Raw genomic sequence first — 17,901 nt, forward strand, 5'->3', positions numbered from 1 at the left:
CGGGTGCCGGTCCATCTCTGTTGAAGCTGGGCCGGCGCTGCGCGTAATTCTCACGCGATTACATGGCAGGGTGATGTCACGTTGGACTTGATGTTACCTTGAAAACTCTATCAAAATTTCCATGCTGCAAAGTCCTTGAAGCCATGACCGGTTACGATGCAAACGACAACCGCATCGCGCGCGATATGCCCTTGGGCAAATAGTCTGCGCACCGCAGCAAGCGAAGTTGCCCCAGTTGGCTCGCAGAATATTCCGGTTGTTCGCGCGAGATCTTTCATCGCTTCAAGGATAAATTCGTCCTCAACACCTATTGCCATCCCACCAGTCGCGCGAACAAGCGAAAGCGTATGACTTCCTTCCTGAGGGTAGAATTGCAATGGATCGGATATCCCCGACGCGACAGTTTTCGGTTGTTCCCAAGGCTCGACATTCATTTCACCCGCTGCAAAGGCACGCGCAATTGGCGCACAGCCCAATGCCTGCGCAGCAACAAGCCTGGGCAGGCGTCCGGCTGCATCCTTAAACCCGGTAAAAACTCCTTTCACCAACGGCCCGGAACTGGTTGGTACGCTGACCCAATCCGGTATATTGTCACCCAGTGCGTTACATATCTCCTGCCCCACCAGACGCAGTGCATCAACACCATAGGGATTGAGATAAGTGGTCGTGACATTGACAAAGCCCGTCTTGCGACAGATATCCAAAGCGTGGGTGAAAGAATTGCCATAATGTCCGGAAATTTTTTCCAGACGAGCACCATAGGCCATTATCTGCGTGAGTTTTCCCTCCGGTGTCAGTTCAGGACGGACAATGACTGCGGGCAATCCCAGGTGCGCGGCATAACGGGCCGCCGCTGCACCCGCATTGCCGCTGGAGGCGCAAACGATGCCGCGGGCACCAAATGACATCGCCTTGCTAATCGCTGCGGCGACTAGTCTATCTTTGAATGAGCCGGATGGATTGCCGGTTTCATCCTTGATATAGAGCCTTCCACAAAAGGCTTCGTGCAGCAATGTCTCCGGAACACGACGCAGAGGCGTGTTTCCCTCACCCAGCGTTACCTCCTCATCCACGAAATCACTTGTTGCCCAATAACCGCTTTTTTCGTCGAGGTGCTGAACTTCTAGAATGCCTTCGCACTTATCGCAGCGATAAACGAGCGAGGCCGCCACTCTTGCTGCACATTGCGTGCACTGCAACGCGATCGATGCGAGCCGGTTTTGGTTAGCCAGACTGCTACGTTCAATATTCATTGCATCATTCCCCGCGCGGCGACTGGGAACACGCATTCGACGCGCCCTTTTCGTACACCGACATACCAATCGTAACGATCCACTGTCGGATCGCAATGTCCCGGCACCAAACGAAGCTTTTCGCCGATCTGCAGTCGCTCTCCATCCGCATGAACTATGAGTGCACCGTGTTCATCGGATGCACCGGCATAGGTGACGTTGCGGTGACCGTAAACCAGCGGCAGGCCGCTATCGACCGCAATGCCCTTATGGCCGCAATCCAGCACAGCCAGATCTGGACGCGGAGCGCTCATGACGGTACTCAAGACAAAAAGCGACTGGCTGAAAGGCGGCATGGGATCGTTGCGGCTGTAGTCGGCATCCATGAACAGATAGGAGCCAGCCTGTAATTCTGTATAGACTTGGCTTGCCGCCTCATATCGGAAGGTGCCGGTACCGCCACCCCCGACGATGTCGCATGAAAGTCCGCGCTTTCGTATTGCCGTGATCGTCGCTTCGGTCTTCTCAACCGCCTGTCTTATGGCCTCAAAGCGCTCTTCTTCGCTGCGCAAATGCTGAGCTGCGCCATGATAGGACTGCAGTCCACCGAATATGAGATGTTTGCTGTTCGCGATTGCCGCGGCAAGCTCCGCCGCCGGTTCGCCCGGAGCAATTCCGCAGCGCATTCCGCCGACATTGATCTCAACCAGAACCCTGAAACGTTTGCCGCTGTCAGCCGCAACTTTCTCGACCAAATTGACGACTGATCCATTGTCGGCGCAAACCGCAACATCGCTCATGCCAGATAAAGCCAGCAGGCGCGCAAGCTTACGTTCGCTTACGACCTCGTTCGACACCAGAATGTCGGAAACACCGCCCCATGCGAGCACTTCCGCTTCACCGGTTTTCTGAACGCATTGACCGACAGCGCTGCGCGCCATTTGCCAGTGCGCAATGACCGGTGACTTGTGTGTTTTTGCATGCGCCCTCAATCGAATACCTGACGACGCGCAATAGGTTGCCATACGATCCAGATTGTCTTCCATCTTGTCGAGATCGATGATCAGCGCGGGCGTATCGATATCCGCCTCTCTCATTCCCGGCTGAGCCGGCGGAACCTGTAGCATTCTCAAATCCTCTGGCAGAAATCGGCTGTTTGCTACCCTGCCGACAGATCGTTGTCGGCAGGGTAAGGGTTTCATGCCGCGATGGATGTTTTTTCCGTCGTGGTAAGGGTCGCGAAATTATCCCTGATATATTCAGCGGCCCGCAGCGCCAAGGCCGATATCGTCGGCGTGGGATTGACGACACCACCGGTTGCCAGCACGCTTCCGTCAACGATGAACAGATTTGGGACTTCCCAGGTCTGGTTCCATTTATTAACAACCGACGTTTCGGGATCGCTTCCCATGCGACATGTGCCGATCATATGCCAGGCAGGTGTCCGATAGACGCCATTCTTGTCACGATAATCATGCAAGCGATACTCAAACGCACCACATGCCTTTGCCAGATCTTCCAGGCGATCAAGCATATAGTTCATCATGCGCTTGTCATTTTCGCCCGGTGCATAATGGGTGCGGGCGGCTGGCACTCCATCGGAATCGGTCAATTCAGGATCGAGTGTCACCCGGTTCTCGGGATTTGGCAGATCGTCACCGATGGCAAAAACCCCGATCGAATGACCAAAATGCTTCTGGAACCAACTGTGATGGTTTTTACCCCAAGGAGCTCGCGCAGAAGTAAACCAGCCTGCAGCCAGTTCTCCCGCGGATGGCGAAGACGTGATACAGTTGAAATTGAAGCCATTAACGAAACCACGTGACGGATCGGTTTCCGCAAACTGGCGTGAAATCAGCGACGCGACATAGCCAGTCTGGCCATCAACCGGCTCATTCACCCACATTTCACAAGCGACAAGCGTATGGTGTAAGAGATAACGGCCAACCTGATCGTTGCTGTTCGCCAGATTGTCGGAAGCAAGCAGAAGACGCGGCGTTCCGATTCCATTGGCGGCAACGATAACCAAGCGAGCCTTTTGGAATCGCTTCAAACCGGAATTGCGGTCGACATAAAGCGCGCCGGTCGCGCGTCCATCGCTATCTTTTTCAATCCGCAGCACGCGCGCGTGGATACGCAACTCGCAGCCGGCATCAAGTGCCTTGGGCCAGATCGACATGGAATATTTGCTCATTGAGCCGCGCGGACACCCGTTGCAGACACCACAATTGTTACAGGCTGGACGCCCGTCATAATCCTCGGTGATGGCTCCTGCTTCTACGGGCCACCAATGCCAATCGAGGTTGTCGAAACCGGAAGAGAGTCGTTTGGCCACTTTCGACACCGGCATGGGACGGGTTGGACAGGGCTCCCGCTCAGGCATGGCCGGATCACCCGCCAACCCGGAGACACCAACCAATTTATCGGCCGCTTCGTAGAAGGGCGCCAGGTCTTCATAGGAAATCGGCCAATCGGGTTGTAACCCATGTTCCGTCCCTTTTCGAAAATCGGATGGACGGTATCGTGGCCAGATGGCGCCATACACATTCGTCGATCCACCAACTCCGTTCCACATCAGTATTTGCGAGGAATCCGAGTTGACCGGAAAATCGTCCGGATGGGACCTCTTATTGACATCCGGGCTCCAATTAGTGCGCCGCTGCCAGGACCAATCCGAATGAAGATGCGGGTGATCTTTAGCCTCAACCCAGGAGCCTTGTTCAAGGCAAACCACATCAAGTCCGGCCTGTGCCAGTACCAGTGCCGCGAGAGAACCGGTTGCACCGGCACCTATAATCAAAACGTCGCAAGTCCGATCCGCGGTCATCGTGCAACTCCCCAGTTTTCAGTTTTCTGCGTTTCAAGCGCCAGTTCGGAAATATCGACGGGCACGACAGCGTCCGTCGCGAGATAATGACCGCGATTGTGAGTGGGGATATCCTTGCTGAAGTCAAACGGCTCCATCGGATAGCCAGATAGATGAGGCCGGATGGAATAAGGTCTACCGCTTTGCTGGATAACCGATACGACGAACGGCGTCTCGTAATAGGCAAGCACGGTTGCGATGTAAATTTTGTCAAAAAGATCGGGATCACGAACTTCGAACGCAGCAACCGCTTCAGTCCGCTGCATTGGTTCGTCGCTCGATAGGCTGCCATTGAGCCAGCCAATCAAATCGGCAAATTTTTCAAGAGCTGTAGTGTCCCATGATGAAAACAACCGCAGAGCAATAATCCCGTGGACGCCTGCCGCAGAAGCCGACGGCCAGATTGCATCGCCCGGTATGAGTTCATCAACAAGCGCCGCAATCATTCTTGCCTCTTCGTCCGAAGACAGCGCGAAATTGACCAGCCGTTCGTCCTTTCTCGATACAGATTCCATCCTATCGCTCCTACCTGCGATCCAGAGTGATCGTAATCATCTTGAGTTCCGTCATGGCCTCCATCGTATGCAGCCCACCAAGGCGCCCGATACCGCTCTTGGTGTTCGTACCACCGCCAAAAGGCAGATGGATTTCCCAATAGGTACTGCCGGAGTTGATATTCACAATGCCGGCCGGAATAGCCTTGGCGACGGACAGACCCCGCTGCATATCCCTGGTGAAAACACCGATTGACAGGCCGTATTCGCTGTCGAGAGCAAGGGACAAAGCCTCGCTGTCATCCCGGAATGTCAGCACGGGCACGACAGGTCCGAATGTTTCCTCCCGGTTGATCCGCATCTCACGCGTTACACCCGAAAGTACGGTTGGTTCGAAAAAGAGATCACTGCCCAAATCGGGCCTATCCTTGCCGCCGCAAAGCAGCGTCGCGCCGTTCGCGATGGCGTCCTCGACATGCTCCTTCACCTTGACCGCGACCTTGGCATTGTTCAGCGGCCCCATCGTGGTTCCTTGCTGGAAAGGATCGCCCAGCACATGACGTTCGGCATGTTGGACAAGCTTTTGGCAAAGCGCATCGGCTATTGTTTCATGAACCAGCACGCGCCCGGTTGCGGCACAAACCTGCCCTGCATTGAAGAATGCGCCGCCAGCGGCTGAAGCGGCGGCAGCCTCGATATCGGCATCCTCGAAGACTATGACCGGACCGTTGCCGCCAAGTTCGAGCAGCAGGGGCTTGCCTGCGCCACGCTCGGCAATGCGTTTTCCTGTTGCAGCACTTCCGGTAAAGCCGATTGCCGCAACATCCGGGTGCACGACGACAGCATCGCCCACCGTAGCGCCTTCGCCGATCACCAGATTGATGACGCCATCGGGAAGTCCCGCCTGTTCGACAACGTCCATGAGCGCGCAGGCAATCAGCGACGTCGAAGGTGCTGGAACCCAGACAATGCAATTGCCTGTGGCAATACCCGGCGCTAGATACTCAACCGGAATATTGACCGGAAAATTCCACGGCGTGATCACACCATAAACGCCGCGTGGCTGACGGATTGTCATAGCCAGTTTTGTCGGGTCTTCGGTCGGCAGTGTCTCTCCACCCATCTGCTTGACCAGCTCGGAAGCGAGACGGAAGCCATCGGCGGCCTTGCCAACTTCACCCATAGCCTCGGCAAGCGGCTTGCCCTGTTCTCCAGACAAGATACGGGCGAGCTTTTCGCGGGACGCATCAATAGCCGATCCTATTTTCACGCAAAGAGCAGCGCGTTCGAAGGTGGGCGTTGCAGCCCATGAGGAAGCTGCGTTCTTGGCTGCGGCTACTGCCCTGTCGACAGTTGAAGCCGTCGATTTTGGCAATTGGGCAATGATCTTGCCCGTAGCCGGATTGATCGCGGGCATTGTATCGGGTTCGGTTTCCCAACCACCCGCGATGAAATTACCAATTTTGGCAGATGTATAACCACCATCCATAATCGTTTCTCCCATTCACTCTGCTGCATTCGCGAAAGACTGGTCGTCCAGATCGACTTCCCGACCACCGATAACGAGACCGGCAGCGAACAGACGTTGTGACGCCGTCACCACTTCTCCACGCACGTCCTCAAGCGGGAATGATCCGTCGCGCAGGTCCAGAATACTTGCATCGCCCACGGCACCGGGTTTCAGCGTGCCCAGTTCCGGTCGCTGAACGGCAAAGGCCGGATTGATCGTGGATGCGGCGATGACATCGTTGATCGGCATGCCGAGAGCCAGGAACTTGGACAGAGTCGTTACCTGATCGTAAGCCGGTCCGGTAATGCACAAAGCGTGCACGTCTGACGAAATCGTATCCGGCATGAAGCCACGCCCCATCATGGCGCGCGCGGTTTTCCATGAGAAGGAACCCATGCCGTGGCCGATATCGAAGATGACGCCCCTTTCCCGCGCAGCCAACACTTCCGGCTTGATGTTGCCCTTGCCGTCAATGGGCGCGTTCGGGAAAGGACGGAAGCAATGCGTGAGCACATCGCCCTTGCGCAAGCGCGAAACGACAGCCTCATAAGAGGGCGGCGGCTCGTCAATATGCGCCATCAGCGGAAGGCCTGTTTCATCGGCGACCTGAAGCGCCACATCGAGCGGCTGAATACCGGCGGGCCCGGAAGCGTGACGTCCGATACGGACCTTCACGCCGATGATGACGTCGCGGTTTGCGTTGATAACCTCGACAGCCTCGCGCGCGGCCAGAAGACGGATGTCATGGCTTTCCCCCAGCATGATGTTCTTGGAGAAGCCATAAATGCCCGCAAAGGAAATATGGAGATAAACCAGGATGCGCGCCGTGCTGCGCTCGATGACATGTTTGCGGAAACCCGGGAAATTACCCGGCCCGGCACTGCCGGTATCGACGCAGGTTGACACCGCGCTCATACGGGCGAACAGATCAGGATCGACACCGAGCGATGTTCCGCCCCAATAGACGTGTGTATGGAGATCGATCAGTCCGGGCGTAACAATAAGTCCCTTGACGTCACGCACTTGCGTTCCGGTCAGCCCCTCCCCGATCGCAGCCACTTTACCATCCTTGAAGGCAACGTCCGTAACACGGTCTATAGTCTGTGAGGGATCGATTACCCGACCGTTCTTCAATACCAGATCATATGACATGAATTCTGCTTTCCGGTTCCTTGAATTGCTGATTGATGCGAGCGCCGCTGTCACTTGAGAAGTAACGCACTGCCTCCGCGTTCGCGTTGAGGATAAGTCTCGATCCGGGGAACAAGCCGCTTGCGTCGGCACAGGTGGCGCGGACCACCTGATCCCCTATCGCTACATCGAGAAATTGGTAGGGGCCTGCTGGTTCCACGAGAACCAGATCGCCAGCCAGATTGAGGCCGCCGGATGCCCTTTGAACGGGCTTGAGGTCATGAGGGCGCACGCCGACAATTTGTCCCGGCGATCCGCCACACATCTCCGCAGGGAGAAAATTCATCTGCGGGCTGCCAATGAAACCGGCTACAAACTGGTTTGCCGGGCTGGAATAAACCTCCATTGGTGGCGCAAACTGTTGCAACACGCCGTCCTTCATGACCGCGATGCGGTCAGACAGCACCATGGCTTCTTCCTGATCGTGTGTCACAAAGATGACGGTGATCCCAAGCTCCTTTTGCAGACGCCGGATTTCTGTCCGCATCCTCACACGCAAGGACGCGTCCAGATTGGACAAAGGCTCATCCATCAGGAGAACAGAGGGATTGCGCACGATGGCACGGCCCACTGCGACACGCTGCCTTTGACCGCCGGAAAGAGCGGCTGGAAGACGTTCGAGCAAAGCTTCGATGCCAAGAACCTCGCTGGCCCAGCTAATCTGGCGCGTGATGGTCGCTTCATCGACTTTCTGCCGGCGCAACGGAAATGCAATATTGTCGCGAACAGTCATATGCGGATAGAGCGCATAATCCTGGAAAACGAGTGCGATATTGCGGTCTCTTGGTAAGCGATCCGACATTTCCTGATCGTCGAAGCGGATCGATCCGTCGCTTATTTCCTCCAAACCGGCGATGCAGAATAGCAGTGTCGACTTTCCACAACCCGACGGCCCCAGAAACGAGATGAACTCGCTGTCGTTGATCGAAAGATCGAGGTTCTTCAAAATGTGCAATGCGCCATATTGCTTGTTCAGGCCTGCGATCTGAATTGATGCCATGAGAGTTTCCTTTCAGCCTTTGACCGCGCCTGAAAGCGCACCCTGAACGAGGTATTTCTGGAAGAAGAAGGCGATTGCCACCGGAGGAATGATCGCCAGCACGCTTGCCGCGAAGAGCGGTCCATATTCATTGAAGCGCGCCTGGCTGAGAAAACCGGCAATAACCACAGGTATGGTCTGCGTTTTTGGCGTGGATGTCAGGATCATCGCGAAGAGAAACTCATTCCAGGACACCAGAAAGCAGAAGATCAATGCCGCAATAATGCCGGGCTTCACGACTGGCATCAGCACTTTGTAAAACATCGCAAAGGGCGTGCATCCGTCGATTTGTGCCGCCCGCTCCAAGCTGACGGGTACATTTTCGAAACTGGTTTTCATCATCCACGCCGCAAGCGGCATCAGAATAGTCGAATAGGCGATCACCAGTCCGAGATGTGTGTCGATGAGACCCAGCACACGGAAGAGAACGAAGAATGGCAGCACCAACGTCAGTGCAGGAACCATACGTGTTATCAGGAGTGCCCATAGACTGACGGAGAAGAAGCGGTGCGACGCGTATCGCGCAAAGCCATAGCCCGCCAGCGTCCCGAGTGCGACATTGATAGCCGAGACGATCACACCAATGCCAAAACTGTTGAGCAGTGATAAGGGTACGCGCGCGGCCTGAACACTTGTTGTTCCGCCGCTTGGCATCAGGACCGCTTTGTAGTTATCAAGGGTCAGCGACGAAGGTATCATGGACGGCGGTGTGCGGATCAGATCTGTGGTTGGCGACAGGCTCATCAAGATCAACATGGCGACAGGGAGGAAGGACCAGATGAACACCAGGAAAACGCAGGCATAAAACCCGATAGTGCCAAGCCGTTTTGCTGTTTCCGGCTTCACGAAACGACGTCGCGTGAAGGCAGGCAGTGTGACCATGGAGGCTTTGGCGCGCGGCGCCGATGACAAGGCGCTGGTCACGGCTTCCGACGATGACGGTTTCTGCTTCTTCGGGGAGAGGAAGGCGAAATAGACGAGTGCCAGCAAGAGGCTCAGCATCATCAGCAGGTAAAGAAGTGCCGCGCCTTCTCCGAATTTCAAAAATTGGAAGGACTGGAGATAGCCAAGCCAGGACAAGGTTGTCGTTGCGGCACCAGGACCGCCACGCGTCATAATCCAGATGATATCGAAGGTCATCAGGGCATTGATGGTGGCTACAATCATTGCGAACAGCAATGTGGATTTTAGCCATGGCAAGGTGATTGCGAAAAACCGTGTCAACGGACCTGCCCCGTCCAGCTCCGCAGCCCGATGCAGGTTGGATGGCATCGATTGCAGGCTCGAAAGCAGCATGAGCGTCATGAGCGGTGCCTGGTTCCATATCTGTGTCAAAGTGACAAGATTGAGCGCACGAAAGCCGTCGCCGAACCATGGACGTGCCAGATGTCCCAAGCCGACATCATTGAGCAGACCGTTCAACAGGCCGAAATTGCCCGCATAGACGAACGACCACAAAACGCCGATCGTCACTGGCGCCATGGCCCAGGGAATAAGAACAACGCTGCGCAAGAAGCCCCGGCCCGTAAAATGCCTGTTCAGAACCAACGCCATGGTAGTTCCGACAATCGTGGTGCCAGCGACGGACAATAGGGAAAAATAAAGCGTTCGGCCCAGGGAGGCCCAGAAATCGCCGTTGGAAAAGATGCGTGTGTAATTTCCAAGGCCAACGAATACCCACTTTTTCGTAATGGGGTTCACGCTCACGAAGGAGAGATAAAAGCTATAGATAAGCGGAATCCCGACGATGAGGATCATCAGGACAAGTGTTGGCGTGATAGAAAGATAAGCGAATGCCGGAAGCCGAGGGCGCCGGTTTTTTGTCAGCATTCGCGAAGAGTGGCTGTCTATCGTAAGTGTCATCGCGACCTCACATTCTTCGTCACGCTGAAGAGCCGGAACACGGCAATTGCGCCTGACTGGGAAACGGAAAGGGATGGACGGAGGAGGCCGGAACACTACCGGCCAACGCCCTTACTGATACTGTGTCTTGAGTTCCGAGGCCTTTGCGGCGAGCGCTGTGACCAAAGCATCAGTCGAACTACCCGAGCGGATATATTCCTGCAACTGCTGCATCATGAACATATCCCATTCCGGGAACCAGATCGCCTTACCGATAGCGCGTGACGTCGCCATGCCGAGCTGCTTGGCGGATATATCAAGGTCGCGCCACTTGGAGAAACTCTCAACGATTTCCGGATCGGCCATGACCTCGCGATAAGCGGATCCCAGACCGAATTCGAGCGCCCACCGCTTGATGACGTGATACTGGCCGTCGGATGCCTTGCCGCCAAAAAACTGCAACAGGTTCCAAACACGCTGTTCGTCTACGGGTTGTGCGCCCATCAGATAGGCCGCCGTCCATGCCATGGTCGATTGTGTCGCGCCGGGCATCATTGCATTGCGAACCTTACCCGCAATCTTGGAAACAGCCGGATCGTTAACGACCTTGTGGTTGTAGTCATGCACGACCATGAAAGTATGGCGACCGGAGGCGTAACTGGGAACGCCTTCGCCCGGCAAAGTCATGATGTCTTCCACAACGAGCTTTTCCTTGTAGACCTCCTGGAAAAACTCAAGAACTTTTCGCAAGGCGGGCTCATCGACGAAATCGCCATTTTCATCGAAGACTTTAGCGCCTTCCGAATACCAGCAGGCGAAGATGTTCCATGACAAATCCGACCATTGCTGTTGCCACATGCCATGGAATGGCGCGTCGCTGATGCCGTCCGCCTTCAGCTTGCGGCTAACCTCCAGCACCTCGTCCCAGGTCTTGGGCACCTCTGCCTTGGCCTTGGACAAATGCTCTTCATTGTAGAGAAAGGTGTTGTATCCGGCATAATAGGGCAAACCGCACATTGGACCGCCATTCGGCAGTGACAGCGACTGGACGCTCACCGGAAACATACCTGCCTTGATATCTGCCATGTCGGGGAGCGAATCCAGATCGCGGATCCATTCAGCTGCATGCCAGCGCGCGATATAGTTTTCTTCGGAATAGAGCATGTCCATGTGCTGGCCGCCGGTCAGCTTGGTCTCTACAACAGGATGGTAATCCCCGGTTACGAGCTCATAGGCAACATTTTCGTCGTAAAGCTTTTTAAAGGTTTCGACGTTTTCTGCCACGATCTGCGGCTGGTATTGCCAGCCGATAAACGCCATGGCTGTCGATGGCGCGGCCATCGCCCTGCGGCCAAGCATTCCCGTCGCGGCCATGCCGGCCATGCCAGTTAGCACCTGTCTTCTGGACAGCAAGTATCGCTCCAGCGATTTATTCATGCCAGTTCCCCATTTATTTATTTTTGATTTTAAAGGTTCGAGACAATCGAACCGAAGGACAACACTATACTAAACGCTCTGCGAGCGTTGCATGCCATTGTGGTACTTCAATTTATGTTTATGCAAGCACTATGCGTGAAAATTATTCCCTGTCCAATATTTTTTTCATTTTTATGTCATTTTTTTGGTTTCGCATGCCCTTATGCTTATTAAATCAGCAAAATTTTGATCCAAAAATAAAATTTCAGCAGACGGTTGATTATCAATCACACAAAGGCTGCGTTCGATCGCTTCCCCGGACATTGGCGAGTTGCTGCTTGATGCGCCGCATTTTTTCACGACCAATCTCGTTCCGCTCGATGGCGACTCCATAAGCAATGACATCGATACACATGAGGTAGGCGTAACGCATGGTTGCTGGCGACAGAATATCCTCGTCGGGAGGGTTATCGACAGCGAGATGCAGATCGACTGCTTTGGCTATGAGACTATCCGAAGGACACAGGGCTATAGCTTTCGCGCCATAGCCTTGCGCAACAGTGACCACGCGCTCAAGCTCTCTGTTGTCGCCAGTCAACGAACAACACAACAATGCGTCGTCTCGTTCCACGGTGGAAGCCAGCATCAACTGCATCGTATGATCGTCACTCGGAACAACTCGGATACCGAGCCTGAAAAAGCGGTTTTGTAACTCACCGATAAGCCATGACGACACGCCGCCACTGCCGAAAGCATAAAGCGTATGGCAGCGACTGATCATTTTGATGATCCGTTCGGCTCGATCGAGATCCAGCGCGTGATGCATATCCGAAATGGTCTTTTGCGCCCGCTGGCTGACACGTTCGGCTATTTCCCCTACCGAGTTCGGCGGAGTATCCGGCTCCATATATCGACGACCGACGCGAACGGAGCCCATGATTTTCAGTTTGAGATCCTTCAGCCCTTCGCAACCGACGGTACGCGCAAATCTGGTAATCGTCGGCGCAGAAACATCGAGCCAATTGGTCAACTCTTCGATTGGCAGCTCGACAAAGCGATGCGGTTCTCCAAGGATGCCCGCCGCAATCCGCTGATTGGATTTCGAAAAGCCCGATTGCATATCGACAATGATACCGATGACATCTCGAGGGTAGCGACTATCACGTGATGTTTGCTGTGTTTTGCCGACCCTCGTCGCGTTTTTCAATCCGATCTCCTCAGCCATAGAACCCCCTCCGCATCTCCAGGGAAGTTGCCAGAAAGTTCCATCATGTGTCAATTCGATGGAAAACGACGCGCCAGATAGTGCGCGTAACTTCGAGTCGTCTCGGAAAATCCGAACTGACAGCAAAGGCGGCGCTCGGATTGCAAAAAACCTCAAAGCTTCGTTTTGTTTATCCAGCATGCAAGGCACATATTGAACCGCAGCGTCCGAATTACTGCCGTAGCCTGAAACTGAGCGACGACCGTCGAGTGCTCAGTAAGAGCACGACCGTTTAGTCGTCCCGACAAGGAGAGAACTGTCTAGGTTGTGATCGCATCAGCACTAAGCTTTCGATGAAGTTTGCGCCTGAATTGCGCCCCCATGTTGTGTGGCCCCTATGATCGCTTACTTCTTCACCCTGCTTTTCAAACCATGTGCTGACGGTTGCAGCGTCGACATAGCCTGGAACATTTGGTTCGAAAACAGACTTGACTTACAGTTCATAACGATCTGCGCAAAGTCCCAGCAATATGCGCCGTGATGGACTTGGTTGCGATTTCCCTGTCTGAAGACCATCTTCTGCGCATTCGTTGATATTATAGGCTACTGCCGTTTCCCTCCTACTAAGTTACGGCCCAGCGTCAAGAACCTGTCGTGGGACAAGAATTCCCACTGGCCACTCATAGTACCATCTGATTGCCAGTCAAGAACACGACTGCTTTATCAAAGTCAGACGTGATGCACAAAAAGCTTTTGCGGAATTGATTTGATATACTTGGGATTGGTGATTTTGCCGTCTGGCCGCTTATCGTCCCAGGCGGAAATCATGAATAATATTTTCAATGCGGTATGCTAAAAAATAGAGATATCAATGCAGCACCGGTCTAAAAAAGCACCGGTGCTGCAATGTTATTTCCTAAGTTTTACTGATCGCTGGCGGCTTCCAACGCCCCCTAATCGCGTCAGCTTTGGGCAAATATAGTCGCATGACAGCGTAAAATGGTTCGCCAGGAGTAGGAAGCCAATTCGCTTCCAATTTAGATCCTGGACTTTCGTGCTGTAGATAGAGAACTATTTCCCCACTGTCATTCTTCTGGAGATTACCGAGCATCGCCGAATTAATAAGGTAGCGATCGATAGGGTTTTTGACGAGTAACTGCTTGGCTCTATCATACATGGTTATCGACCAGAATGCATCGACGGGCGGCAATGTTTCCGGCGAGAACGTCAAAGTATAATTACCAGTCTGACCGTTCAGCGGCGTCATCTTCCCGTCGAGGGCGTAAATGACATAAAGAGCTTCCTGTACCGTGTTGCCGTAAATTCCGCCTTGCGCGGCTGCGGCACGAACCATGTACTTGCCCTTCATGAATTCGGGCGTACCGAATAGTTTGGATGAATCGGTCAGGCGGCCGGCTTCCTCGCGAATTTCCTTTTCCGTCGCTACCACCACCTCATTCATCAGGGCCACCGTAGCGGCAGGCGTGTTTGCGCCCGGCCACGTTTCCCCCTGTCGGATGCCGAGACTGGCGAGATTCTCACGCTGCGGCTCATCTCCCGGATATGGTGGGGCGAACTGGAGCAGGAAGGCAGCAAGCGCCCAATAATCCGATACCATCTTTTCGTCGGATATCGGCAGCCAGGCGATTGATGGAAGCGCATCGGGTTTCGGGGTGCCGGCATAAGCAGACAAAACTGCCGCCTTGTAGCCTGCCTGAATCTCCTTCACCTTGTCGAGGTCAGTCGCCGAGAAGAGCTGTGTCCTGACAATGCCGATGGCGAGCATGGTCGGCATTTCGATAACACGCTTGATACCTTTCGGTACATCGCCCTTCCAACCAGGACCCGTGATCAGAAAGTCGCCACCGTCATTACCATCGACCCGCGTACCCGGATAATCGACATTGTTGGTGTAAAGATCGACCAGTTGCAGGGAGTAATACCGATCCTTCGCAATCGACGGCATTGTCACCACAACAGGCTCGGCCCGCAGATCGAAGACAATGAAGGAATATGGCGTGTCCGAGTTCGGCGTAATGATCGCTGTGTCCTCGGGTGTATAGACCCGGGCAATACTGACCATTGTGTTGAAAGGTCCCTTGTACTGGCCACCGCCGGGCTCGAGCGCATACTGGTACATGGTGAGATAATTCTTCACCATCGGATAGGTGTAGATGTAAGCCTCACGGGCTGAGGCCCTGATGTCGTCCTGTGCGAAGGACGGCAATGTTGGCAGTGCCATCAGCGCAGCAGTGCCGGCAAGAAAAGTCCTTCGCTTCATTTCATTTCCTCCGCTAGAGGAAATTTCCAGCTTCCATCCAGAATGTTCGCCTCCGGGCGATACAGGCGAACCATGTAGTTCCATCCCTCAGGTGTCGGCAAACAATTGGCAACCTTGCCGTCGCAACCTCCGAATTGAACCGTCACGCCGCCGTCTGCATCCTTAACCGCGGTGAGATTGTTGACTGTGTAGGCGTTCGACTTATTCTGGCTGAAAAAGCCCTTTGCATCATAGATACTGATTGACCAGAAGCCCTTGACGGGCACATGAGCGACCTTGACGCCATAAACCGTCTTGCCATCATTCTTGGCCACCGTACGGTTCAGATACAGCGCATCTTCCTCCGGATTGCCGCCCCAAGCCATGGCCGAGCCGATGAAATGACGAACCGGATCAACCTTGTCTTTGGCTCCGAACATGCCGCGCGTATCCGGCAGCGCATCGCCCAATTGCAGAATGATGGATCGGGTCTTGTCACGGCTGGCGCTATCCCAATTGGGGATTTCAAACTTGCCGGGGCCGCCCGGCTGTTGAGCCGTGATCTTGTCCTGCAATTCGTGCACTGCCGCCAGGTCTTTGGCATCCTCTGGATTCGCAAGAATGCGGATACCAGGAAAGACATAACGCGTTCCGAACTCTTCACGGGTAAACGTGTAAGTGCCGGGTTTATAATAAACACCGTGGGTATAATGATTCTGATCGAAAACCTGCATAGACATGAAACGCCCGCCAGTCTCAGGCAGTGTCACCGTCACAGGTCCGGCGTCAAGATCGAACACGGCTGACGAATAGAGTGTGTCACGGTTCATGCGGATGATCGCCTGCTTATCCAGCGGCGTCATCTCGCGGTCGTGGCCGAATTTGCCGAAACGACCGGCCGCAACCACTGCTGAAAAATACAGGTCGCTCTCGGCCCGGACGAAATTGTCGCTGTTGACCTGAACCGGCTCGGCCGCCCTTACAGGCAGGGGGGGCATCAACGTTGTTGCGGCCAGGGCCACAATGCCAAATGCCAGGATTCTACCCTTAGGGTTTTTCTGCCACGAGTTACAGCTATCGAAACGCATTTCCAACCTCATCTTGATTTAGCTTGGTAGGACACAGATTGAACAGCAAGGCTTAGAAGCGAAGTGCCAATCCCAGGATCGGCCCCTGCTGAACAACATCGAACACAAAATCGTCATGGTCATAATCGACGCCGAGGGCACGATAGCCAGCAACAGCAGAAATATTCTCGTTAAACTGGTAGCCAATACCGGCTGCAACATCCCAATCGAGCTTCGCCTGACCTGCTCCAATCAAGCCCCAGCCACTCAGATACACATTGTCCGACAGAAAATAACGGCCTCGGAAACCTGCCATGCCATCGACCCAGGTCGCGCTGTCGCTGCGTTCGACACCATCAAGCAACCCGCCAGAAAAGCTGAGTTCCGTTTTTGCGTACCAGATACGGGCACCGGCAACAGCATCGAAATTGCTTTTTCCATCTGTGAATATGGAGTATCCCGCGCCGAAAAGGCCCGTGAAGGTTTGCGATGTTAGGCTGACATCGCGCGCGAAGAAACCCCGTGGGGTTCCCGAATCCGTTGTGGTCTTCGTATAGATAATATCGCCAAAAAAGCTGTAACGATCATTCCGCGCTTCCGCGACACCCATGAAGGAAAAATCGAGATCGTTGAGGATATCGCCGAATTCAGACTTGAGATGAACTGCCGGTAATCCGAATTGGCCGACATCCCCGGAAATCCCGGCTGCCCAGAAATAGGGGCTCGCTGCAAAACGCCATTCGGAATTCTCGACCGGTTTTGCTTCCGGGACAATGACCGGAAGAACCGCGTCAGCCGCGTGTGCTACAGATATTCCTGCCCCCAGAAGAAGGAGAGGGAAAGCAAACTTGCCGATCATATTCATCACTCGACCTTAGGATTTGAGTTGTGTCGATAAGTCGTCAAAACGCCCTGCAATAAGCGGATTTTGAGAGCTATTTTGGAAACAGGAAGGTCAGGGTCGTGCGCAGCCCCCAATCCGGACCACCACTTGGGGCTTCCGCGTAATATCGGCCACCGACCTGGAAACTCATCGCCTGTGAGCCGACCTGAAATACTTGCGTAACACCGAAGTTGACAGGCACAGTCCATTGGGAAGCCTCCCAATCATAGGTTGAATCCACGCTGACCGAGGCTGACGTACCATGACCAAAATTATAGGACACGAAAGGCTGCAACAAACTAACACTGACTTCTTGCCTGTCACCATCACCGGCAACCGACCAGATATGATTGGCAAGACCACCGACCGTCCATTTATCCTGCTGGACGAGCGCAACGGCTGTTGGCCCCAGCCCGAATTTCCCGGTACCCAGATAGTCGTCTGTGGCTGTGGGCAGAAGGAAAACAGGACCAGCCCCCCAAATCAGACCATTCGCGGGCTCTTTCGGTGAAAAGAAGAAACTGGCATTAATATCGCCGAGCCCGGTTACACTCCCGCCCGGCATATAATCTCTATAAGCGATTGGGATAATCGTACGCGTTATCAGATTCCAGTCTTCATTCACGCTAAACGGAATTACGGGTTGAACATTCAGTGTGAAGGCAAAACCATCGCGCTTGGCGCCAGCCTTGAAATCGTAGTTGCCTTGAAGCGGCACGCTGATCAGATTGGCAAGCGGGTTGGCCAGTTTCTGCGAAAGATCATCAGCAGAAGACTGCGCCTCACTTGTGGCTGTACTCGCCATGAAAGCTGCCAAAATTGTCGCACTCATTACCGCGGCTTTGCCAACCACCACACCCCGAATCTTGTCCGTCATTCCCCAACCTTCGACAGCGA

14 protein-coding genes are annotated in these 17,901 nt (G+C 54.2%); all 14 read right to left on the reverse strand.

Annotated elements, in window-relative coordinates:
- Positions 1 to 110: 110 nt before the first annotated feature.
- Positions 111 to 1,253 (reverse strand): pyridoxal-phosphate dependent enzyme, encoded by a 1,143-nt coding sequence (locus tag QBD01_RS07640; RefSeq protein ID WP_280992307.1) that lies wholly within the window; start codon positions 1,251 to 1,253, stop codon positions 111 to 113.
- Complete coding sequence (locus QBD01_RS07645; protein ID WP_280992308.1) at positions 1,250 to 2,359, reverse strand: DSD1 family PLP-dependent enzyme; 1,110 nt, start codon at positions 2,357 to 2,359, stop codon at positions 1,250 to 1,252. The genes QBD01_RS07640 and QBD01_RS07645 overlap by 4 nt, the downstream gene beginning before the upstream one ends.
- 71 nt (positions 2,360 to 2,430) lie before the next feature.
- On the reverse strand, positions 2,431 to 4,059 hold the full coding sequence (locus QBD01_RS07650; RefSeq protein WP_280992309.1) for a GMC family oxidoreductase: 1,629 nt from the start codon (positions 4,057 to 4,059) through the stop codon (positions 2,431 to 2,433).
- Positions 4,056 to 4,544 (reverse strand): hypothetical protein, encoded by a 489-nt coding sequence (locus QBD01_RS07655; protein WP_280992310.1) that lies wholly within the window; start codon positions 4,542 to 4,544, stop codon positions 4,056 to 4,058. Before QBD01_RS07655 ends, QBD01_RS07650 begins: the two co-directional genes overlap by 4 nt.
- 79 nt (positions 4,545 to 4,623) lie before the next feature.
- A complete protein-coding gene (locus tag QBD01_RS07660) occupies positions 4,624 to 6,096 on the reverse strand; it encodes an aldehyde dehydrogenase family protein (RefSeq protein ID WP_280992311.1) in 1,473 nt (490 codons plus the stop codon).
- On the reverse strand, positions 6,097 to 7,254 hold the full coding sequence (locus tag QBD01_RS07665) for an amidohydrolase/deacetylase family metallohydrolase (protein WP_280992312.1): 1,158 nt from the start codon (positions 7,252 to 7,254) through the stop codon (positions 6,097 to 6,099).
- Complete coding sequence (locus tag QBD01_RS07670; RefSeq protein WP_280992313.1) at positions 7,244 to 8,293, reverse strand: ABC transporter ATP-binding protein; 1,050 nt, start codon at positions 8,291 to 8,293, stop codon at positions 7,244 to 7,246. Before QBD01_RS07670 ends, QBD01_RS07665 begins: the two co-directional genes overlap by 11 nt.
- A 12-nt stretch (positions 8,294 to 8,305) precedes the next feature.
- Positions 8,306 to 9,886 (reverse strand): ABC transporter permease subunit, encoded by a 1,581-nt coding sequence (locus tag QBD01_RS07675; protein ID WP_392391335.1) that lies wholly within the window; start codon positions 9,884 to 9,886, stop codon positions 8,306 to 8,308.
- A 420-nt stretch (positions 9,887 to 10,306) separates the two neighbouring features.
- Complete coding sequence (locus QBD01_RS07680) at positions 10,307 to 11,611, reverse strand: ABC transporter substrate-binding protein (RefSeq protein ID WP_280992315.1); 1,305 nt, start codon at positions 11,609 to 11,611, stop codon at positions 10,307 to 10,309.
- A gap of 262 nt (positions 11,612 to 11,873) precedes the next feature.
- A complete protein-coding gene (locus tag QBD01_RS07685; protein ID WP_280992316.1) occupies positions 11,874 to 12,815 on the reverse strand; it encodes a MurR/RpiR family transcriptional regulator in 942 nt (313 codons plus the stop codon).
- A gap of 895 nt (positions 12,816 to 13,710) precedes the next feature.
- Entirely contained in the window at positions 13,711 to 15,075 is a 1,365-nt protein-coding gene (locus QBD01_RS07690; RefSeq protein WP_280992317.1) for a DUF1254 domain-containing protein, read from the reverse strand.
- Positions 15,072 to 16,142, reverse strand: a complete 1,071-nt coding sequence (locus QBD01_RS07695; protein WP_280992318.1) for a DUF1254 domain-containing protein — start codon at positions 16,140 to 16,142, stop codon at positions 15,072 to 15,074. Before QBD01_RS07695 ends, QBD01_RS07690 begins: the two co-directional genes overlap by 4 nt.
- Positions 16,143 to 16,194: 52 nt before the next feature.
- Positions 16,195 to 16,980: a hypothetical protein gene (locus tag QBD01_RS07700; RefSeq protein WP_280992319.1), complete on the reverse strand. Its 786-nt coding sequence runs from the start codon at positions 16,978 to 16,980 to the stop codon at positions 16,195 to 16,197.
- A 76-nt stretch (positions 16,981 to 17,056) separates the two neighbouring features.
- Positions 17,057 to 17,881, reverse strand: a complete 825-nt coding sequence (locus tag QBD01_RS07705) for a transporter (protein WP_280992320.1) — start codon at positions 17,879 to 17,881, stop codon at positions 17,057 to 17,059.
- Positions 17,882 to 17,901 lie beyond the last annotated feature (20 nt).

Origin of the sequence: Ochrobactrum sp. 19YEA23, from assembly GCF_029909865.1 — a bacterium.
In the GTDB taxonomy this organism is placed as follows: domain Bacteria; phylum Pseudomonadota; class Alphaproteobacteria; order Rhizobiales; family Rhizobiaceae; genus Brucella; species Brucella gambitense.